The sequence below is a fragment of the Mucilaginibacter sp. P5_A4 genome (assembly GCF_056400605.1).
In genome coordinates, this window is the sequence record NZ_JBFUKX010000009.1 from 135,914 (window position 1) to 156,885 (window position 20,972).

Annotated in this window: 15 protein-coding genes, 2 tRNA genes and 2 rRNA genes; 9 read left to right on the top strand and 10 right to left on the bottom strand. The window is 44.6% G+C overall.

Annotated features, from left to right (window positions below; genetic code table 11):
- Positions 1 to 141: 141 nt before the first annotated feature.
- Complete coding sequence (locus tag AC1DQW_RS08325) at positions 142 to 858, bottom strand: pirin family protein (RefSeq protein WP_477453656.1); 717 nt, start codon at positions 856 to 858, stop codon at positions 142 to 144.
- Between the two features lie 195 nt (positions 859 to 1,053).
- The gene (locus tag AC1DQW_RS08330) at positions 1,054 to 1,626 is read right to left on the bottom strand and encodes a Crp/Fnr family transcriptional regulator (protein ID WP_477453657.1); all 573 of its coding nucleotides are present in this window, start codon (positions 1,624 to 1,626) and stop codon (positions 1,054 to 1,056) included.
- 328 nt (positions 1,627 to 1,954) lie between these two features.
- On the opposite strand from AC1DQW_RS08330, the gene AC1DQW_RS08335 reads away from it, so the two are divergent.
- Genes AC1DQW_RS08335 through AC1DQW_RS08355 form a run of 5 tightly spaced genes read left to right on the top strand, consistent with a single transcriptional unit; the run spans position 1,955 to position 7,346 of the window.
- Entirely contained in the window at positions 1,955 to 3,139 is a 1,185-nt protein-coding gene (locus AC1DQW_RS08335) for a glycoside hydrolase family 172 protein (RefSeq protein WP_477453658.1), read from the top strand.
- Positions 3,139 to 3,999, top strand: a complete 861-nt coding sequence (locus AC1DQW_RS08340; RefSeq protein WP_477453659.1) for a fumarylacetoacetate hydrolase family protein — start codon at positions 3,139 to 3,141, stop codon at positions 3,997 to 3,999. Before AC1DQW_RS08335 ends, AC1DQW_RS08340 begins: the two co-directional genes overlap by 1 nt.
- A gap of 4 nt (positions 4,000 to 4,003) precedes the next feature.
- Positions 4,004 to 5,215 (top strand): DUF6786 family protein, encoded by a 1,212-nt coding sequence (locus AC1DQW_RS08345; protein ID WP_477453660.1) that lies wholly within the window; start codon positions 4,004 to 4,006, stop codon positions 5,213 to 5,215.
- 30 nt (positions 5,216 to 5,245) lie between these two features.
- Entirely contained in the window at positions 5,246 to 6,526 is a 1,281-nt protein-coding gene (gene fucP / locus AC1DQW_RS08350; RefSeq protein WP_477453661.1) for an L-fucose:H+ symporter permease, read from the top strand.
- A 31-nt stretch (positions 6,527 to 6,557) separates the two neighbouring features.
- Positions 6,558 to 7,346, top strand: coding sequence for an L-fucose dehydrogenase (locus AC1DQW_RS08355; protein WP_477453662.1), 789 nt, complete (start codon positions 6,558 to 6,560; stop codon positions 7,344 to 7,346).
- Between the two features lie 418 nt (positions 7,347 to 7,764).
- On the opposite strand, the gene AC1DQW_RS08360 is transcribed toward AC1DQW_RS08355, so the two are convergent.
- The 3 genes from AC1DQW_RS08360 to AC1DQW_RS08370 form a co-directional block, all read right to left on the bottom strand.
- Entirely contained in the window at positions 7,765 to 8,541 is a 777-nt protein-coding gene (locus AC1DQW_RS08360) for a GLPGLI family protein (protein WP_477453663.1), read from the bottom strand.
- A 6-nt stretch (positions 8,542 to 8,547) separates the two neighbouring features.
- A complete protein-coding gene (locus tag AC1DQW_RS08365) occupies positions 8,548 to 11,385 on the bottom strand; it encodes an outer membrane beta-barrel protein (RefSeq protein WP_477453664.1) in 2,838 nt (945 codons plus the stop codon).
- A gap of 276 nt (positions 11,386 to 11,661) precedes the next feature.
- Positions 11,662 to 12,966: an amino acid permease gene (locus AC1DQW_RS08370; protein WP_477453665.1), complete on the bottom strand. Its 1,305-nt coding sequence runs from the start codon at positions 12,964 to 12,966 to the stop codon at positions 11,662 to 11,664.
- Positions 12,967 to 13,105: 139 nt separating this feature from the next.
- Here AC1DQW_RS08370 and AC1DQW_RS08375 point away from each other — a divergent pair, with 139 nt between their 5' ends.
- The 4 genes from AC1DQW_RS08375 (at position 13,106) to AC1DQW_RS08390 (ending at position 16,168) form a co-directional block, all read left to right on the top strand.
- A complete protein-coding gene (locus AC1DQW_RS08375; RefSeq protein ID WP_477408399.1) occupies positions 13,106 to 13,333 on the top strand; it encodes a type II toxin-antitoxin system HicB family antitoxin in 228 nt (75 codons plus the stop codon).
- Positions 13,330 to 13,563, top strand: coding sequence for a type II toxin-antitoxin system HicA family toxin (locus tag AC1DQW_RS08380; RefSeq protein WP_477453666.1), 234 nt, complete (start codon positions 13,330 to 13,332; stop codon positions 13,561 to 13,563). Before AC1DQW_RS08375 ends, AC1DQW_RS08380 begins: the two co-directional genes overlap by 4 nt.
- A gap of 206 nt (positions 13,564 to 13,769) precedes the next feature.
- A complete protein-coding gene (locus tag AC1DQW_RS08385; RefSeq protein WP_477453667.1) occupies positions 13,770 to 15,554 on the top strand; it encodes a PQQ-dependent sugar dehydrogenase in 1,785 nt (594 codons plus the stop codon).
- Positions 15,555 to 15,706: 152 nt separating this feature from the next.
- Positions 15,707 to 16,168 carry a hypothetical protein gene (locus AC1DQW_RS08390; protein ID WP_477453668.1) on the top strand — a complete coding sequence of 154 codons (462 nt, stop codon included), beginning with the start codon at positions 15,707 to 15,709 and terminating at the stop codon, positions 16,166 to 16,168.
- 117 nt (positions 16,169 to 16,285) lie between these two features.
- On the opposite strand, the gene AC1DQW_RS08395 is transcribed toward AC1DQW_RS08390, so the two are convergent.
- The 5 genes from AC1DQW_RS08395 to AC1DQW_RS08415 all read right to left on the bottom strand — a co-directional run bounded on the left by AC1DQW_RS08395 (position 16,286) and on the right by AC1DQW_RS08415 (position 20,972).
- Complete coding sequence (locus AC1DQW_RS08395; protein ID WP_477453669.1) at positions 16,286 to 16,765, bottom strand: rhodanese-like domain-containing protein; 480 nt, start codon at positions 16,763 to 16,765, stop codon at positions 16,286 to 16,288.
- 452 nt (positions 16,766 to 17,217) lie between these two features.
- A 5S ribosomal RNA gene (gene rrf, locus AC1DQW_RS08400) occupies positions 17,218 to 17,329 on the bottom strand.
- Between the two features lie 221 nt (positions 17,330 to 17,550).
- Positions 17,551 to 20,430, bottom strand: a 23S ribosomal RNA gene (locus tag AC1DQW_RS08405).
- 278 nt (positions 20,431 to 20,708) lie between these two features.
- Positions 20,709 to 20,785: transfer RNA gene (locus AC1DQW_RS08410), tRNA-Ala, on the bottom strand.
- A 113-nt stretch (positions 20,786 to 20,898) separates the two neighbouring features.
- A tRNA-Ile gene (locus tag AC1DQW_RS08415) sits at positions 20,899 to 20,972 on the bottom strand.

Sequence of the window (20,972 nt, forward strand, 5' to 3'; positions counted from 1 at the left end):
GCAGATCCGCGTTGTGTAGTTCGCGGTTGCCGCGCTGCGCTCGTAATTACATAAAGTTTATTTTGCCCTTTCAATCAATTCATCATCTGTATATCTGCATATCTGAAACGGCGAAGCCCTCAACGAAGTTAATCTGCACACTTATATGCTCATCGGTACATCCATCAATAAAAACTCAGCGTCGGAGGTTGCGCTGATGGTGAACTTATCGGCATCCCAGATACCTAATGCATCGCGGGTACTTACAGTTTGGCCATTGATCTCTACTTCGCCGCTTAGGATGAAGGCATAAACGCCATTGCCGGGTTTGTGAATAGTGTAATCAACGGTTACCCCCTTATCAAACTTACCCAGGTTAAACCATGCATCCTGGTGAATCCATACGCCCGCATCATCCGGGTTTGGCGATAGTACCTGCTGCAGTTTGTTATAACGGTCGGCAAGGTCAAGAGTGATCTGATCGTACCGTGGTTCAACGTTACGTTTGTTGGGGTATAACCAAATCTGCAAAAATTTTACGCGTTTATCTTTATCCTGGTTGTATTCGCTGTGATAAATACCGGTACCGGCGCTCATGGCCTGTATATCGCCATTTTTAATTACGGCGGTATTATTCATGCTGTCTTTGTGTTCCAGGCCGCCTTCCAGGGGAATGCTGATGATCTCCATATTATCATGCGGGTGTTTGCCAAAGCCCATGCCTGCATCTACGGTATCGTCGTTTAAAACACGCAGTGCGCCAAAGTTCATCCTATCGGGATTATAATAACTGCCGAAGCTGAAAGAATGATAACTGCTTAACCAGCCATGGTTTGCATGCCCCCGTGTTTTGGCCTTATGTAATATGGTTTGTGCCATGATGTTTTTCTTTTTTGTTGGTATAAAGGTACTACAGGCATTGGGAAGCGAAGTTGATGTAGGTTAAGAATTAACACTAATTCCACAAATTAAGGCGAATTTCACGAATTTGGAGCGAGCTCGACTAAATCTTGACGAATAATTGATAAAATTAGTCTTCGCCATGATTTGTGAAATTCGCCTTAATTCGTGCAATTAGTGTTTATTTTTCATCCTGCTAAAAAACTCCGGGGTAACCCCTATATATGATGCTATTTGCTTTTGGGGCAGGGTATAAATCAACGTTGGGTAACGTTTGCAAAAGTTGTTGTAACGATCTTCGGCGGTAAGACTGAGCCCATCTATGAGGCGCTGCTGACTGGCTACCAGCGAGTTCTCCACCAATACCCTGAAAAAGTGCTCGAACTTGGGGATCTGCTGGTATAGTTTTTCCTGGTTGGTTTTGCTAAGCAGCAGCACCTGGGTATCTTCCAGCGCCTCGATGTTGAGGATCCCCGGCTTTTGGCTGATGAGGCTGTACATATCGGCCATCCACCAATCTGGCGGGGCAAAGCTCAACACGTGCTCAATGCCGTTTTTATCAACAGTAAACCCGCGCAGGCAGCCCGAAGTTACAAATGCCGAATGTTTGCAGATATCCCCGTCGCTAAGCCAAAATTGTTTGCGTTTAATGGTTTGGGGCTTAAGCATGGCCGTAAAAATGGCCTGCTCCTCGTTGGTGAGGTGGATATGTTTGGCAACGTTATTAAGGATGAGTGTAAACGGCATATACAAAAATGTGTTTTTTTAGGCTGATCGCAGTATGTAACATTAATATTATTATTGGGGTTGAGGTTTCTCCTGTTGATAAATGTAAATTAGCTTTTGTAAGAAAAGAAGCCTCATTCAAGCCCTCTCCTTTGGAGAGGATTTAGACTGTGCCAATGCTAAAATCCTTGTATGTTATGCTGATAAAGCAGGATATATTAAACGGAAATTATTTTTATGATTGTGACCGGCTTTATCTTATTGTGCATGAAGCAGGCCTTACAGCAAATAAACAGGTATTGCATTTACCAATTAATGCAATATTGATTTTTACTAACAGGTAACCTATATGTTAAAAATTAAAAGTAATGTTTTTTTATTAAGCTGCATGTCTGTTTTGCTGGTATCATCTGCCGCGTTTGCACAAAAGAAATTTAATGGACTGGACGTTGGCCTGGGTAACCTTTACCGCACCAGCGACGCCAAAACACGATCAATAAGTCCGGAGAATTTTACGGGCGAGAAGGGTAAGGGCGGCATGGCCACCACCGGCACAGGCAGCAATGCCTCGCGCGATCTGGGCCAAACCTGGAAGGTAAGCCCGAGCGTAGTGATCAAAAAACATACAACCTTCACCATTGCCGAAATTAATGAGAGCGGCGCGATACAGCACATCTGGATGACACCTACCGGCAACTGGCGCTACAGCATCCTGCGCTTTTATTGGGACGATGAAACCACTCCTTCAGTTGAAGTGCCCGTTGGCGATTTCTTTTGCATGGGTTGGGGTAAATATTCGCCCCTGTCATCATTGGCGGTGGCGGTGAACCCGGGCAGCGCATTTAATTGTTACTGGCCTATGCCCTTCCGTAAAAAATGCCGCATCACCATGGAGAATATCGACGATAACGATATGGTGCTGTATTACCAGGTGGATTATACGCTTACGGACATCCCCGATGATGCCGGTTATTTTCATGCGCAGTTTCGCCGTACCAACCCGCTGCCTTACAAAAAAGATTATGTTTTGGTAGATAGCATTGTAGGCAAGGGACAGTATGTGGGTACTTACCTGGCCTATGGCAGCAACAAAAATGGCTGGTGGGGCGAAGGCGAGATTAAATTTTTTATGGATGGCGATACCAAATTCCCTACCATAAACGGTACTGGTACGGAGGATTATTTTTGCGGATCATATGATTTTGATACCCGCCACAAGGATGCCGGCGGCAAAGAGCAAGACCATACCGAATACACCGAATTTAACACCCCCTACAGCGGCCTGCCGCAGGTGATCCGGGGCGACGGGCATTATAACATAGCCCAACGTTTTGGTTTATACCGCTGGCATATTGTTGACCCCATCCGCTTTGAAAAAAGCCTGAAGGTTACCATACAGGCTCTGGGCTGGCGGCACGACGGGCGGTACATGCCTTTGCAGGATGATATTGCCTCAACCGCGTTCTGGTACCAAACCGGGGCACATACCCCTTTCCCTAAATTACCCTCACGCGACGAACTGGAAGTAAACTGATGAAACTATATAAAACCACCAAAGGAATAATCCTTGAACATGCCGGGGCCGCCTATATTGTTGACGACCAGTGGGACACCCTGGTTAACCGGGATAACCTGGCCGCATACCTGCAGGAGATCATTGATGATACCACAGCCCTGGGCGCCGATGTGCAGCGCGAGTTTTTAAACGAACAACTACTGCCGCCCATCGGCACACAGGAAGTTTGGGCGGCGGGAGTTACCTACCTCAAAAGCCGTGATGCCCGTATGGAGGAGTCGGAAAGCTCGGGCGGGGCAAGTTTGTATGATAAGGTTTATGATGCCCCGAGGCCCGAGTTGTTCTTTAAAGCAACAGCGCAAAGGGTTTCGGGCCATGGTGCCGAGGTTTATATCCGCAAAGATTCGGAATGGAATGTGCCCGAGCCGGAGCTGACACTGTATATAAACTCCGGGGGGAACATCCAGGGCTATACCATCGGCAACGATATGAGCTCGCGGAGTATCGAGGGTGAGAACGCTTTGTACCTGCCCCAGGCCAAGATTTACGAAAAAAGCGCGGCTTTAGGCCCCTGTTTATATGTAAGCCCAAACCCGATACCGGGCGAATCGGCCATAAAGCTGGTGATAAAAAGGGATGGCCTTGCTGTTTATGAGGATGAAACTACCATATCCCGTATCAAGCGTTCTTTTACCGAACTGGTGGGTTATTTATACGCCGAATGTGATTTCCCGCAGGGATGCTTTTTAATGACCGGTACCTGCCTGGTGCCACCGCCAACCTTCACTTTACAAGTGGGCGATGAGGTGGTTATTACTATCGATAATATCGGTACCATGATCAATATTATCGGCATCAACCCCAAGCATAAATTGTAAAGCCATGATGACTTTAAAAATTTCTTCTTTTATGCTGATGGCTGCGGGCTTTGCATCATGCACCATGCGAATGCCGCCTGCAACCAAAGGCAGCTTTAGGTACGACCTGGAATTTTTAAAGAAACATGGCACTGTTGTGGTTTTGAAAACTAAAGACAGCAGTGCACGCGTAATCGTATCCCCCAAATACCAGGGGAAAGTATTTACTTCAACAGCCGATGGTTTGGATGGCAACAGCTTCGGCTGGATAAACTATAAAACCTTCGAGCTTAAACAACCCGACCCGCACATGAACGCCTATGGTGGCGAAGACCGCCTGTGGCTTGGCCCCGAAGGCGGCAGGTTCTCGCTGTTCTTCAAGCCGGGCGCCAAAATGGAGTTTGATAACTGGCATACGCCCGCCGCAATTGATTACGAAAGCTGGGAACTGGTTTCCTCATCGGATAAAAAGGTATCCATGAGCAAAGCCACTCAAATGCAAAACTACGCAGGCACACAGCTTAACATGAAACTGGAGCGGGATATCGAAATCCTGGAGCCGGAGGTGATTAACCAACTGCTGGGCATCAGTACAAATGATTCTGTAAAATCTGTAGGTTTTAACACGGTAAATACCATCATTAATGCGGGCGATAAGGCCTGGGATAAAATAACCGGCGCCCCCTGCTTATGGAACCTGGATATGTTCAGCCCATCGTCCAAAACGGTTATCGTGGTACCTTATGAAGATAAAGCAACCGGCAAAGTAGCCACCACCAATTATTTTGGCGAGATAGCCAAAGACCGGATCACTTACAGCAATGGGATCCTGCTTTTTAAAGCCGATGGTAAATCGCGCGGTAAGCTGGGCATCCCACCAAACCGCGCCAAAAACATGGCAGGCAGCTATGATGCCAGTAACAAGGTATTAACCCTAACCGTTTTTGACCTGGATAGCGGCGCCGATTACCTTAACCAGGAATGGAAACCCGATACCGCCCCCTTTACCGGCGATGCGGTGAATGCCTATAACGACGGGCCGCTGGCAGACGGCAAGCAAATGGGGCCTTTTTACGAAATTGAAAGTGTATCGCCCGCCGCGTTTTTGAAGCCCGGCGAAAAACTAACGCACAAACACAGCGTATTTCATTTTACAGGGGATGAAAAGGCCCTGAATAGTATCGCCCTGAAAACTTTGGGCATTTCAATTAAGGATATCAAATCAGCATTAAAATAAAACCAATAAACTAATTATAAGAAAAATCAGATGGCAAAAAACAAAGACCTTTTAGCGATAACCCTTATTACTTCCCTGTTTTTTATATGGGGCTTTGCGCTAAACCTAAATCCAATATTGATACCTCACCTTAAAAAAGCCTGCCAGTTAAGTGATCTGCAATCATCATTAATTGATTCGGCATCATACATCGCTTACTTTTTATTACCTATCCCGGCAGCCCAGTTCATGAAACGTTATGGCTATAAAGGCGGAATTTTATTGGGCCTGATCCTTTTTTCGGCAGGTGCGTTTTTGTTTTACCCGGCATCCATTGTACGGAATTACGCTTTTTTCCTGGGTGCTTTGTTTGTAATATTTTCGGGGGCAGCATTTTTAGAAACCGCAGCCAATCCATACATCACCGCCATTGGCGACCCTGCCGGTGCAACCCAGCGCATTAATTTTGCACAAACATTTAATGGTTTGGCGGCTGCCCTTGCACCTTTAATCGGCGGTATTTTTATCCTGTCGGGTAAAAACCTTACAGCTGTACAGGAATCGGCCATGTCGTCTGGCCAGCTGAATGATTATTTAAATAAAGAAGCTTCATCGGTACAAATACCCTATATTGTTATTGCTGTAGGTGTGCTCATAGTAACTGCACTTTTATGGCGAACCCATTTACCCGAAATTGTTGAAGAAGGAGAAGGCTCACCACTACATGAAAACCTATCATTTTTTCAACGCACAGCTGCACTTTTAAAGGAGAAGAATTTAAATTTTGGTGTAGCGGCGCAATTTTTTTACGTAGGCGCACAGGCCTGCGTGGGCAGCTTTTTTATCCGTTTTTCGGAACGTGTATCGGGCATGGATGAAAAAACCGCGGCTTATTATTTAACCGCTGCCTTAATGGCCTTTTTAGCAGGCAGAGCAGTTGGCACATTTTTAATGACATTTATTAACCCGGTAAAACTGCTGGCCATTTATGGTATTACCAATGTATTGCTTATTCTGCTATCGGTATTTCTGCATGGCAAATTCCCGGTTTTTGCTTTAATAGGTGTAGAGTTTTTTATGTCGATCATGTTCCCAACCATATTTTCGTTAAGTATCCGTGGCCTGGGCACCAAAACCAAGGAAGGCTCATCACTGGTAATTATGGCTATTGTAGGCGGGGCTATTTTTCCACCTATCATGGGCAAACTGTCTGACATGACCAACATCCAGATAGCTTACCTGGTACCAGCGGCCTGCTTTTTATTCGTATTTTATTTTGCGGTTAAAAACCTGCGGGTGAAACAGAAGGTTAGTATGGCGGTTTCCCATTAATTTGAATTGATATATTTTATAACATATAAGCATGGATTTACAACTTACAGATAAGGTAATTATAGTAACAGGCGGTGCAAAAGGCATCGGCGAAGGTATTGTTAAAGTATTGGCTGCCGAGGGCGCCATACCCATTATTGTGGGCCGCAGCGAAGCAGATAACCTTAAAGTAGTGCATAAAGTTGAAGCTGCCGGTGGCAAAGCCTTCCAGGTAGTTGCCGAGCTTACCGACCCTAAAGCAAGCGAGGCGGCTGTTAATGCCGTTATAGCCCAATATGGCCGGATTGACGGCCTGGTGAACAACGCTGGCGTTAACGATGGTGTGGGATTGGAGAGTGGTGACTATGAGGGCTTCGCCGCATCACTGCATAAAAACTTAGTACACTATTACCTTATGGCGCATTACGCGCTGCCCGAGCTAAAAAAATCAAAAGGGGCTATCCTCAATATCACCTCCAAAACTGCCGATACCGGTCAGGGCCATACATCGGGCTACGCGGCAGCAAACGGCGGGCGTAACGCATTAACCCGCGAATGGGCGGTAGAATTGTTAAAATACGGCATCCGTGTAAATGCTATTGTGGTGGCCGAATGCTGGACACCACTTTACGAAAACTGGATAAAAACCCTGCCCGATCCGGCAGCCAAACTCCAGGAAATAGAAGCAAAGATACCATTGGGTAACCGCATGACCACGGCCGAAGAACTGGCCAATACCACAGCCTTCCTGCTGTCGCCAATGTCGAGCCATACTACCGGGCAGTTGATACATGTTGATGGTGGTTATGTGCATTTGGATAGGGCACTGGCAAACGCGTAAGCCCCCCAGCCCCCTGAAGGGGGAGTAGTTTCAACTTTGCAAATTGCCATTTTGGTTGATAGAATTGGAAAACATTAAAGGGATGATGCCTGCCTCCGAAACGAGACTTGCGAAGCACGTATCCTATCGTCATTGCGAGTGGTAAAATCCGGGAACTCTGAAGGAGGGGATGACGTTGCTAAAAGGCTGTCATGCTGAGCCTGTCGAAGCATAGCGGGCAAAGGCCTCTCCGCACGAGTCTTCGACAGGCTCAGACTGACAGGCCTTTACACCTTGAAAGTTGAATACGTCATAGGTAGGTACAAAGCAATCCCTAACTATACAGGGCGGCTCTGTAAATCGGGGATTGCTTCGTACCTCGCAATGACGGTCTGTTTATAAAAACTCGTAAGTCTGGCTTTTAGGCAAGTACTATACATCATAACACAAACGCCTTCAAATAGGAGTTTGACTGGTTGCCCCAATCTTTCATAACCCCGGTAAGGGTAGCTGCCAGTTCTTTGCGGTTTACCGCTTTACCTTTTTTGGGTGGGGTAAGGGCTTTGTCATCAACAACAACCTCGTTCACTTTGGTGGCAAACCAGGTTACATTTTCGTGGGGTATCGCCAGGCCTAATATCATTCCCGGTAAACCGGCAAACGATTCGGGTCCGCCAGATACAGGTATATCATCGGTATAAAAAGCTACTAAATAAACAGAATCCAATATCAGCGCATTGGCCCGGCGACAGGTAAAGCCGGCTATCTCGCGGGTTTCGGTGGTTATTTTCCAGTTTATTTTACGCACGCTATCCTTTACCAAAAATACCGATTCAAAAACCTTTTTCTGGTTGATGATGGTATTGGTAGCCAGGTCGGTTTGAACCACATTATTCTGCCCAACCATGGGGTTATCCAGAAAAAAGGTATTACTTTGATTTTCGGGCTCAATAGGCGTAAACAAAGTTTTATTATTACCAAAAACCAGGGTACTTTTTAACTTCCGGAATTGGGGCTGATTTTTCTTGTACGAATCAAAAGCAGGCTGCAGCCATGCTTCATTGTCCTTATCAATTATCTTTTGAAAAACAGCGTACATGTTTACGGTTTTTTCATACTCAATGGTGCCGTTGGTTGTAAAATGCTTGTTTTGGGCAAATAGCGTATTACCCCCAAGCATCAATAAACAGGTTGCAAATAAAGTGAGGTTTTTCATGATTAATTATTTTTTAGGTGCAGCGCCGCCGCCAACGTGGTTAAAGTCCCAAACAAGCGAAAGCATAAAGAATCTTCTTATCGCGGTATACCTTTCCTGCGAAATCTGGTTAGCACTGCCGGTTCGGCTGTATCCTGTATTTTGGTTTAGCAGGTCGTTACCGGCAAGGTAAATTTTAATGCTTTCGTCTTTTAAAAACGTTTTGCCAATGGTGGCGTTTAAAATGGTTTTTCTAAAGTCTTCGGGGAATGATTGTGTTTTTGCATTAAACTGGTAGTTGCAGTCGGAACTGATGGAGAAATGCAAAGGCAGGTAGATGTTAAACCCTCCGTTGGCCTGAAATCCGCGCCCGTTATTGTTAATATTTGGCTGCAGCGAAGATGAGTTTATGGTATAAGTAGGTCCAAAGGAAGCGTACATATCATACTTTTTCTGTTTGTATTTTGATAGCCTGAAGTCGGCAGAATAGGTATATGATTGGGTTTTATTCAACTGGTTGGCCCCGGCATCAATTTTAGAATAGTTATAATACGTATTACCGTTAACGTTTCCACCCAAACCGGCATTGATATCAACTTTAGGTATTTTTCTGTCGAAATAAGCGCTCGCATACAGGTTTACAGTTTGCCTGCTTTTCAGGTTGGTATATTGGTAAGTACTTGCACCATCTACCGTAACCACATTACTTACAATAGGATTATAGGTATTGGAGTAGGAACCATACAACCATACGGATTGTCCGCTCAGCACTTTATAGGAGTTGTAGCTTAAATTTAAACGGTTTGTGTACGAGGGCCTCAGGTTAGTATTCCCCAGCGTAATGTTCAGGTTATCGGTATTTACCCTTACCGGCTGTATCTGATCGATAGTGGGTTGTGTGGTATTACCATTATAGCTAAACCTCACTGATTCCTGCTGCGAAAAGCGGTATTGATAAGTTGCCTGCGGAAACCAGTTTGTAAAATTGCGGGTTCGGGTAAACCCGGTTATCTCATTCACCTGCTTAAAATTAACCGCCGAAACCCTGGAGCCAAAATTAAATGTACTTTTTTTGCCCTTATAATTAAAATTTAAGCCAAACTGGTTTGATACCTGGTTCAGCTTATAATTATTGCTTACCGTGGTATCAAGCAAACTATACTGCTTTGTACCGTCGGGATTTGTTCCCGATACGTTGTATGATCTCCTGTCGGCGCTGCTGTTGCTCAGGTTGATACCATAGTTTACAATTGCCGAAAATGTTTTAGTAAGCGGCTCGGTATAGGTAAGGTTTGTGTTTAATACATTGCTTTTAATGTTGGTTGTTTTACGCTGATCGGTAATGGTATCTTTGGTTGCCGTGGCTGTGTTATCAAAAGCCGTTGAGTCAAAAAACTTAGTCCGGGCATATAAATGGCCATCCGAATTACTTTGATTCAGGGCCTCGGTTACGTTTACAGATAAGGTACGACCAACCCTCTTAAATTTTTTAGTATAAAACGCGCTTGCATTAAATAGCTTTTGATGTACATTATTATCAATGTTACGCATGTTGGTATTCTGTAACGATCCATTGGCACGTTTACTCACATAATCATAAGTATTATTGGTGATGGTGTTTTTGTCGGTACCATCAACCATAAGTTTTAAATTCTGGGCCGAATCGAGTTTTACCTGGTAGGTAAGATCGAGTTTTTGCCTGAACATGTGGTTATGAAATACCTGGTCAGAATTGTTGGTAGTAAATGTATTGGCGTAATTGTTTTGTGTTAAGGTATTTTTAGTACCATCAACATTTAAAGAGCCTATTTTATAATTACCATTGATAGATTGTTTATCGCCATCCCATTTGGTATCATAATGCGCCCCTGCCGATCTGGCCAACGGAATCCCTTCGCCATTAAACCGCCCGCTGAATGAGTCGAGATCATCGCCACCGCCGCCATTGAAATAAACATCGCCGTTATCGCCAAATTCAAGGCCGCCGCTGCCACCGTATTTGCTGTTATCGTCCCAGCCCAAACCTACTTTGCCCGTATTGCCCAAAGTACCGTAAACCGAAAACTTTTGCCTGCCCTTAAATCTGTTAAACAATACCTGCTCCTGGTAATACTTATCTGTACCGCCATCAGCATCTACCTTGCCAAAATAGCCGTTCTTTTTATCCTCTTTAAGTTTTATGTTGATGGTTTTATTTTTCACCCCATCATCAATACCGGTAAATGCGGCCTGGTCGCTTTTTTTATCGTAAAGCTGTACTTTATCTACCATATCGGCACGCAGGTTTTTGGTTACCAGGGTGGGGTCATCGCCAAAAAACTCCTCGCCATCAACCAATACTTTACTTACCGTTTGCCCCTGGGCGGTTATTTTTCCATCTTTATCAACCTGTATGCCGGGCAATTCTTTCAGCAGGTCTTCTACTTTGGCATTAGGCTGTACAGTAAATGCTTTGGCATTAAATTCGGTAGTATCACCCTTTATTTTAACGGCAGCTACCTGTGCTTTTATAATTACCTCCTTAAGCAGCCGGGTTTTAAGTATCATGCCAATGTTGCCAAAGTTATGGGTAGTATGTGCCGAATCGAGCGTAAAGCGCTCCACAAAATCGGCATACCCAGAGTAGCTTACCAGCAGGATGAATTTGCCTTTTTTAAGATTATCCATTGCAAACTGCCCCTCGCTTACCCTGGTAAATTTTTGCAGGATAGAATCTTTGGCGTTTAAAACAGCAACTGTGGCATTGGTGAGTTTTGAGTTTGATGCCGTATCGGCAACCGAACCTTTAATAGAATAAGTATTTTGTGCAAAAACGGAGACTGTACTTAAGCAAAATATTATTAGTGCAGTAATTGTGATTTTCATAAGGTAGTTTATGGAAACCAAGATATAACTAAGTTCTTAGTAATCAAAGGGGTTTAACACTTGCCTAATGAAATTTAACATTTAAGGCATAAAATTTAACATTTAAGTTTCTCTGTCACACCATAAGTTATTGATTATCTGAACATTGTATTTCATTGCCAATTGATGTAAAATTTAAGCGACACAGCGATTTTACCTGTCAAATAAACAATTATGTAAGTAAAAATAATATTAAAGTATGGTTATAACTGCGTATCAATAAAAATTATAAGGTATTTACTGCCGGCTATTTTTTTTATAAGCCACCCAAACATAAAACGGAACACTGATCATCAGCAATAAAAAACCATAATAAACGGCTTCCTTACCGGTACCGGCAATGTTCCATAATGCATAAGCAAATGCTATCATAGCCAAAACCACAGCACCTAACCAACCATCTGCCTGTTTGTTTTTTACACGGATTATGAGGTAAGATGCAGCCGATAGCAGGTAAGGAATAAGCATTGATAACAATGAAAGCAATAACAGGAACCTGAATTGCTCTACAAATCCTTTAGTATAGTTCATGCTCATAAAAATAGAAACCAAAGTACTGCTAAGTAGGATGCCCATATAAGGTACTCCCTTTTTATTTTGTTTACTAAATATGGCAGGGAACAACTTGTCCCTGGCTACGGCAAAAGGCATTTGGCCCTGCATCAGTGTCCACCCGTTAAGAGCGCCAAACGCGGCAATAGCAACGCCGGCGCTCACCCAGTACCTAATGTTATTGCCGTAAATTATCGCAGCTGCATCGGCATAAGGTGTTTGCGACTTCTCTAACAGGGCGGCAGGGATCAGCCCCATTACGCTTACGCTACCTAAAATATATACCAGGGTAGCAATCATCAACCCCAGCAATGTAGCACAGGGTATCGTTTTTTCCGGGTTTTCAACACTTCCGGCTGGTATCGTAGCGCATTCAATTCCTATAAACGAAAACAGTGTCATGGCGGCGGTGGTGCTAATTGCGCTGTAAGTAGTTGTACCGCTGCTGTTAAATGGAGAAAAATTTTTAGCCTCTAAAAAAAACAAGCCACCAAATGCTACAAGTACTAACGGCAAAATTTTAAGTATGGTAGTAACCAGCTGCCATTTGCCGCTGGTGACAATACCCCTGGTGTTGATGTAAGTAAGCAGCCAGATAGCGCACAGCCCTGTTAATACGGCAGGAAGACCACTTGCCAATTGCGGAAAGAAAGTACTTAAAGCGCTTACCAATGATTTGGTGATGGCCGCGCAGGCGCATGAAGTGGACAAAAAATATCCCCATGCCACTAAAAAGCCTGCAAAATCGCCCAATCCATAGCGTGTAAAGGCATAGGGGCCGCCCGTTGCATGTGGCAGGAGCTTGCTCATGTTACTAAAAACTTTTGCCAGAAAAAATGAGCCTACCGCCGAAAATACCCAGCCCAGCAAACCAATACTGCCAAATGAAGCCATAGCTGCAGGCATTAAAAACACCCCGGCACCTATCATATTGCCAACCACCAGGGAGGTGCTTGTCCATAAACCTAATTTTTTTTGTGATGCGGGCATGACTGTAGATCATTAAGGATGATAAGATAAGGTTTTTATTAAATACGAGAGGTAAAATTGTTACTCCTTTGAACGCATGTGCCAGCATTCAATTTCAAATCTTAAAAATAAATATTAAATTTGTTTACAAAGCGCATATATGAAAACATATCATTTTCCGGTAGTTGTTGAAATAGATGAAGATGGAGTTTACATTGTTTCGTGCCCTACTTTTAGAGGGTGCCATTCCTATGGACACACAATTGATGAGGCACTCGAAAATTTAAGAGAGGTTATTGAGCTTTGCATGGAAGAACAAACCACTGAAAATATTAATCAGTTTATAGGGGTACGTGAGATGGAAATCAATATTCCAATATCTGCATGAGTGATAAATTACCGGTAGTAAGCGGTAAGCAGATGGTATCACTGCTTGAAAGTCTGGGATTTATTGTAATAAGAATAAAGGGCTCACATCACAGAATGAAACATCCGGATGGTAGGGTGACTACTATACCTGTTCATAAAAATGAGCCTTTACCTAAAGGTTTACTAAGAAAAATACTAAGGGAAGATGTTATAATATCCATCGAAGAGTTTGATAAATTGGTTCGTTGATTTCAACCGGAGTTTCTCCTGTACCTGGCCGAAGAATGCAATTTCCGGTGAGGGCTTAATCAACGGTTAAAGATGCACCCTGCATTACCTTACTCTTTTGGTAAGTTATCTAAACATTTACCCCACAGATTCCTTTTAATACCGACAAGCTTTATGCAACATGGATAGCAGCCAACTCTAATGATATTTATCCCCTATTCGCCCTGATGAAGAAATACAATCTTTTATTTTTAAAAAAGCTGGTTCATAAACCGATAACCGTTATTTGTATGATTTTATTGGCTTTGGCCATGCTCAGCTTCTCCCTCGTAATAAAAAAGCATAAAACACTTACCGCCGACGTAAACAACGGAGGCTTATACCTCCCCGGTAAGTTTAAAGCTGTTGTGGTGATTGATAGCCTGGAAGGCCGGGCGCGGCACCTGGCGGTGAATAGCAACGGCGATATTTATGTAAAGCTTCGCTTCCCGGATACTATTGGCGGCAATGTTGCAGCTCGCGATACCGATGGCGATGGTAAAGCTGATATCATTCAAAAATTTGCTAATTATGAAGATAAAGGGTCCTATGGTACGGCTATGCGCATCCATAATGGCTACCTGTATTTCAGCTCGGAAATGAATGTTTTTCGAACCAAACTAAACCCGAATACATTGGTGCCCGATGGCCCGCTTGAATTGATATTGCATGATACGCATGGCGAGCACGAGCATGATGCCAAACCCCTGGCCTTTGATAATGCCGGGCATATGTATGTAGCTTTTGGCGCGCCATCAAACGCCTGCCAGGAGCAAAACCGGGTACCCGGTTCGCCGGGGATTAAGGGCTGCCCTTTATTACAGGAGTATGGGGGCATCTGGCAATTTGATGAGGCCAAATCCAACCAGGAGCAAAAAGATGGCATCCGCTATGCTACGGGCTTACGCAGTGTAGTGGCTATGGATTGGAATACTGCTGATAATTGCCTGTATGCGGTTGCCCACGGCAGGGACGACCTGCATTTGCTGTTCCCCAAAATATTCAATGCATGGCAAAGTGCTGTATTGCCTGCCGAGGAATTTGTGAAGATTAAGCAGGGTACAGACGTAGGCTGGCCGTATTATTATTATGATCCTATTCGTCATAAAAAACTGCTAAACCCCGAGTACGGAGGCGATGGCAAAAAAGCAGGCAATGGCGCAAAATATGCGCAACCGTTGATTGCTTTCCAGGCGCATTGGGCGCCCAACGACCTGTTGTTTTATACCGGCAACCAGTTTCCGGCGAGGTATAAGAATGGTGCATTTGTAGCCCTTCATGGCTCAACCAACCGCTCACCATATCCACAGGCAGGCTTTTTTGTGGCGTTTGTTCCGTTTAAAAATGGAGCTCCCGCCGGTCCCTGGGAAATATTTGCCGATGGTTTTGCCGGGCTTACCACGGTAGCAAGTGTTAGTGAGGCGGTTTGCCGGCCAATGGGCTTGTCTATGGGTCCCGATGGGTCACTATATGTAAGCGATACCGAAAAAGGACGGGTATGGCGTATTTTTTATGAAGGCGATAAAACCAAATTTACCGGTGCCCAGCTTGCTAAAATGGAACTCCGCAAAAAACTGCCAAACTTTAAAATACCCGACAGGATTCGCAATAACATTGCTACTGGTATGCTTAAAGGGGGAATCAAAGTATATAATACCTATTGCGTAGGCTGCCATCAAAAAAACGGGAAAGGGGATGGTAACCTGTTCCCGCCGCTAAATGGATCGGAGTGGGTTACGGGGGGTAAGTATATGCAAAAAGAACCGGCTATCCGGGTATTGCTGAATGGTCTTGAAGGACCGATTAAAGTTAAAAACCGACCCTATAACAGCGTAATGCCCAAGCATAATTTTTTAAGCGATGGGGAAATTGCGGCGGTGCTTACCTACATCCGCAGTAATTTCGGCAACAACAGCAACCTGGTAACCGCATCAGAGGTTAAACAGGTGAGGGCAAGCCTGAGAATAAAATAAATGATACCAGCTTGCTGGTTGATTATAGCTGCATATAACTAACCCTCCCCTGTGAGGATTTCATGAGCAATATCATATTTTAAAGTGCTGTTAATCAGTAAATTTAAGTGATATAAAGATCAATTTTGAGTTAAATCAAAAAGATAAGTATCATGAAAAAATTACAGCTTCTATTCATTTTAATAGCAACATTTACTACCGGCATTATTAATAATGTTGCAGGCCAAACGCATGTGGGTAAAAACCAGGAGATCTTTATCGACTCATCAGGCGTGATCAAAGATCATAAGGGAACTAAACTTGCAGTTATTGATAAAAATAATATTGTAAGGGACAACAAAGGAAAAAAGATTTACTTTATTGATCGCAACGGAAATGTGATTGATGCCAACGGCGTAAATTTAGGTAAAGCAAATAAAAACGGCTCCTATTATGATATTAAAGGGGAAAATGTACTGAATACCAAAGACCTGGACAAAGAAAAATGTGAAATTTTAGATCCCCAGGGACATAATTTGGGAACTACCCACAAAAATTATAAACTTCACGCCTGTGCCGCGCATTGCCTTTTGTTAGAACAACAAAAGGAACAAAATAAAAAGAAGAAAAGTTAAGGCCTTAAGCGTAAGTATTTCTGTAAAACCAATCATCCATGCCGCTTCTTTGCATCAAGATCCGGCATGGATAGGTTTAGTGAATACATAGCCAGAGATCGCAAACATAGGCGCTTTCTATCGGTTGATCGCCAAGGGGTAACCTTTGGAGATCCAGCCGGATTGCAGATTTACCGGCAAATTTAAAAGTTTAACATTTGTAAAGCCAAGCTTTTGCAATTGCAGAAATGCCGGACGAATATTTGGGCATTTTGTAAACGGGCAGCATCCACAATAAATAACAATTTCCGTAGTTTTTGGCAGAGCAGAAACAGTGTTTTCGAGCAGTTCCATATTTTCCGGTTTGCTAACCGCCCCTATATGTTTGGCCCCCATGATATCCTCTACCGCGCCAATGTTCAATATTAAGGGTTGATTTGCAGGAGTATTCACCAGGCTGGCGGCCAATACAACTGGCTCCATTAATTGCTTATCTGTCCAGGGATAATTATTAATTGTGGATGGCATTGCCATAGGGGTAGTTTGAGCTTTCGCTACCGAGCCACATAAGCCCGCTATTAAAATGTATAAAACCGTTATAAAAAATTTAACTTTCATAGTAAAGGTGATTTATAAAACCGTTGGTGATGTAAATAATGATGTTTATCTATAAATCCTGTTTATCCGCAAACCCAACCCCACAAATATACCACCCGCCATTCCACAAAATGGTGACACTACTTTGTCAGTACCCCGGAGGGTGTTCCAAAGGGTAACCGGCGGAGCATTTCAGCGTCCCGGCAGGTAGCCGGTAGGGTGGATTAAGGGATCAAAAAGGGATGCTTAATAAATCCTCACACAAACCTCGATATTTCTGCACTTTTTCTGCATTTTTTCTCTTTAAAAGAACCCTAAAAGTCCCCCTTTTCTGCTCATTTATAGCACAAAACTGCTTGTTGTAAGCTATTCGCCCATTTTTTGACTTTTGAGTTAAGGGTTTACCCGGTAAAACCAAAGGCGCACAAAAAAGCCCTTGATCCGTCAATTGACGGACAAGGGCTTGATTTAAGATTGGGCACCGACCTACTCTCCCACGTTTTACCGCAGTACCATCGGCTCTGGCGGGCTTGACTTCTCTGTTCGGAATGGGAAGAGGTAGACACCGCCGATATAGGCACCTGAAGATTTTTAATGTTTTCGGTTCGTGGTTCGTGTTGCCTGGTTCCGGTTTTACCCGCAACTCGCAACCGGCTACCCGAGCCCGATAAACAATGACATATTATTGAAAGAAGTTCTTGATTAAAGAAAACAACAGTATTAGTTTTTGTCAGTGAGGGGCACTCATGGTTGATCAGTATTGCTACTCACCATTCACTACTCACCCCTCACCATTATTACCTGCTATGAGAAAGCTTCGGGCAATTAGTATCACTCGGCTATGATGTCACCACCTTTATACCTATGACCTATCAACGTAGTAGTCTCCTACGACCCTCAATGGAAGTCTCATCTTGTGGCTAGTTTCGCACTTAGATGCTTTCAGCGCTTATCTATTCCCAACGTAGCTACTCTGCAATACAGCTGGCGCCATAACAGATTCACCAGAGGTTAGTCCAACCCGGTCCTCTCGTACTAAGGTCAGCCCCACTCAAACTTCCTGCGCCCACAACAGATAGGGACCGAACTGTCTCGCGACGTTCTGAACCCAGCTCGCGTGCCACTTTAATGAGCGAACAGCTCAACCCTTGGGACCTTCTCCAGCCCCAGGATGTGACGAGCCGACATCGAGGTGCCAAACCTCCCCGTCGATATGAGCTCTTGGGGGAGATCAGCCTGTTATCCCCAGCGTACCTTTTATCCTTTGAGCGATGGCCCTTCCATGCAGAACCACCGGATCACTATATCCGTCTTTCGACCCTGCTCGGCTTGTCTGCCTCACAGTCAAGCAAGCTTATGCTATTGCACTCCACGTACGGTTACCAAGCGTACTGAGCTTACCTTTGAAAGCCTCCGTTACCTTTTTGGAGGCGACCACCCCAGTCAAACTACCCGCCAAACAATGTCCTCCGCAATGCAGAGTTAGACACCAAATACAGAAAGGGTGGTATTTCAACGTTGACTAACTGACTCCTAGCGAAGCCAGATCACAGTCTCCCACCTATCCTACACATCCTGTATCCGATATCAATGTTAAGTTGTAGTGAAGGTGCATGGGGTCTTTCCGTCCCGTTGCGGGTAACCGGCGTCTTCACCGATACCACAATTTCACCGAGCTCATGGCTGAGACAGCGCCCAGATCGTTACACCATTCGTGCAGGTCGGAACTTACCCGACAAGGAATTTCGCTACCTTAGGACCGTTATAGTTACGGCCGCCGTTTACCGGGGCTTCGATTCAATGCTTCGAATTGCTCCTAACATCCCCTCTTAACCTTCCGGCACCGGGCAGGTGTCAGGCCATATACGTCATCTTTCGATTTTGCATAGCCATGTGTTTTTGTTAAACAGTCGCCTGGGCCTTTTCACTGCGGCTTCCATTGCTGAAAGCGCCCCTTCTCCCGAAGTTACAGGGCCATTTTGCCGAGTTCCTTAGCCATGATTCACTCGAGCACCTTAGGATTCTCTCCTCGACTACCTGTGTCGGTTTACGGTACGGGTTTTTATAACCTGAAGCTTAGCGGGTTTTCTTGGAAGTCTGATTACCTGAACTATTACCGCATCCGAAGATTTGGTATACTATCAGCTTTCAGCATGGTCTGCGTACTTAACTACAGTCCATATACCTACGGCCTTTAACGAACTATTCCGTCAGTTCGCGTCAGTGTCACTACTCCGTCACCGCATCGCAGTTATAAAAAGTACTGGAATATTAACCAGTTGTCCATCGGCTACGCCCTTCGGCTTCACCTTAGGCCCCGACTAACCCTGATCCGATTAGCGTTGATCAGGAAACCTTAGTCTTTCGGTGGGCGGGTTTCTCTCCCGCCTTATCGTTACTTATGCCTACATTTGCTTTTCTATAACCTCCACAGTCGGTTGTCCCTCCTGCTTCGCCGGTATATAGAATGCTCCCCTACCAGATACATTAATGTAAATCCATAGCTTCGGTATACTGCTTGATGCCCGTTTATTATCCATGCCCGATCGCTCGACTAGTGAGCTGTTACGCACTCTTTAAATGAATGGCTGCTTCCAAGCCAACATCCTAGCTGTCTGTGCAATCGGACCTCGTTAGTTCAACTTAGCAGTAATTTGGGGACCTTAGCTGATGGTCTGGGTTCTTTCCCTCTCGGCCCTGGACCTTAGCACCCAGAGCCTCACTCCAGCGTATATTAATAAGCATTCGGAGTTTATCTGGATTTGGTAGGATTTGACTCCCCCGCACCCAATTAGTAGCTCTACCTCTTATTAACTCAACCGCCAGGCTGTTCCTAAAAACATTTCGGGGAGTACGAGCTATTTCCCAGTTTGATTAGCCTTTCACCCCTACCCACAAATCATCCGGAAACTTTTCAACGTTTATCGGTTCGGTCCTCCAGTACCTGTTACGGCACCTTCAACCTGTCCATGGGTAGATCACAAGGTTTCGCGTCTACCTCCCCTGACTATACGCCCTATTCAGACTCGCTTTCGCTTCGGATCCGTGTCTTAAACACTTAACCTTGCCAGGAAAGAGTAACTCGTAGGCTCATTATGCAAAAGGCACGCCGTCACAGAACAAGTCTGCTCCGACCGCTTGTAAGTACACGGTTTCAGGTTCTATTTCACTCCCCTGTTCGGGGTTCTTTTCACCTTTCCCTCACGGTACTGGTTCACTATCGGTCTCTCAGGAGTATTTAGCCTTACCGGATGGTGCCGGCAGATTCCCACAAGGCGTCTCCGACCTCGCGGTACTCAGGATACCACTATCCAATTATTCATTACCCGTACGCAGCTCTCATGCTCTATGGCCGGGTTTCCCACCCCGTTCCGGTTTTGTTTAATTCTCATGTTGTGGTCCTACAACCCCAATTATGCCGTAACATAATTGGTTTGGGCTTCTTCCCTTTCGCTCGCCACTACTCAGGAAATCATTATTATTTTCTCTTCCTCTGCTTACTTAGATGTTTCAGTTCAGCAGGTTTGCGCATTTATGCAATTAGTCTTCAACTAATTAGGTTTCCCCATTCAGAAATCTACGGATCAAGTCTTATTTGCAGATCCCCGTAGCTTATCGCAGCTTATCACGTCTTTCATCGCCTCTGAGAGCCAAGGCATCCCCCGTGTACCCTTTCTTACTTTCTTCTACTTATACGCCTTTTGCTCGTATAGTATGCTTTTTGATCAGATTGCCGTTCATTGGTTCACTCGTTCATTGGTTCATTGGTATTGCTACCTTTTTACCTTTGTCCTTGTAATCCTTTAAAGCCAACAACCGTCTCTATACTGTTGTCTTCTCTTTTTCAATTACTTCTTCCAATATGTCAAAGAACGTTCGATTAGATTTGAGCATTGAGATTTGAGTATTGAGACCGACTTGCGTCTTTGTCTCATATCTCACATCTGATATCTCATATCTGATCTGGTGGAGAATAACGGATTCGAACCGTTGACCCCCTGCGTGCAAGGCAGGTGCTCTAGCCAGCTGAGCTAATCCCCCTTAAGATGTGCCGAAAGCTCAAGGTGTAAAGCATAAAGCCTTTTCCTTTCTATCTTTCTTAGCCTGAAGTTTCCTGCTTGCTGCCTGTGGCTTTCTGCTTTCCGCTCCTATCGTAGTCCCGAGCAGATTTGAACTGCTGACCCCTACATTATCAGTGTAGTGCTCTAACCAAGCTGAGCTACAGGAC

Bases quoted from the DNA above. Each gene is read 5' to 3' on its own strand.
- AC1DQW_RS08380 (WP_477453666.1), top strand. From the start codon at position 13,330: ATGAGTGATAAATTACCGGTAGTAAGCGGTAAGCAGATGGTATCACTG.
- AC1DQW_RS08345 (WP_477453660.1), top strand. From the start codon at position 4,004: ATGATGACTTTAAAAATTTCTTCTTTTATGCTGATGGCTGCGGGCTTT.
- fucP (WP_477453661.1), top strand. From the start codon at position 5,246: ATGGCAAAAAACAAAGACCTTTTAGCGATAACCCTTATTACTTCCCTG.
- AC1DQW_RS08390 (WP_477453668.1), top strand. From the start codon at position 15,707: ATGAAAAAATTACAGCTTCTATTCATTTTAATAGCAACATTTACTACC.
- AC1DQW_RS08375 (WP_477408399.1), top strand. From the start codon at position 13,106: ATGAAAACATATCATTTTCCGGTAGTTGTTGAAATAGATGAAGATGGA.
- AC1DQW_RS08395 (WP_477453669.1), bottom strand. From the start codon at position 16,765: ATGAAAGTTAAATTTTTTATAACGGTTTTATACATTTTAATAGCGGGC.
- AC1DQW_RS08340 (WP_477453659.1), top strand. From the start codon at position 3,139: ATGAAACTATATAAAACCACCAAAGGAATAATCCTTGAACATGCCGGG.
- AC1DQW_RS08330 (WP_477453657.1), bottom strand. From the start codon at position 1,626: ATGCCGTTTACACTCATCCTTAATAACGTTGCCAAACATATCCACCTC.
- AC1DQW_RS08360 (WP_477453663.1), bottom strand. From the start codon at position 8,541: ATGAAAAACCTCACTTTATTTGCAACCTGTTTATTGATGCTTGGGGGT.
- AC1DQW_RS08370 (WP_477453665.1), bottom strand. From the start codon at position 12,966: ATGCCCGCATCACAAAAAAAATTAGGTTTATGGACAAGCACCTCCCTG.
- AC1DQW_RS08365 (WP_477453664.1), bottom strand. From the start codon at position 11,385: ATGAAAATCACAATTACTGCACTAATAATATTTTGCTTAAGTACAGTC.
- AC1DQW_RS08335 (WP_477453658.1), top strand. From the start codon at position 1,955: ATGTTAAAAATTAAAAGTAATGTTTTTTTATTAAGCTGCATGTCTGTT.
- AC1DQW_RS08325 (WP_477453656.1), bottom strand. From the start codon at position 858: ATGGCACAAACCATATTACATAAGGCCAAAACACGGGGGCATGCAAAC.
- AC1DQW_RS08385 (WP_477453667.1), top strand. From the start codon at position 13,770: ATGAAGAAATACAATCTTTTATTTTTAAAAAAGCTGGTTCATAAACCG.
- AC1DQW_RS08355 (WP_477453662.1), top strand. From the start codon at position 6,558: ATGGATTTACAACTTACAGATAAGGTAATTATAGTAACAGGCGGTGCA.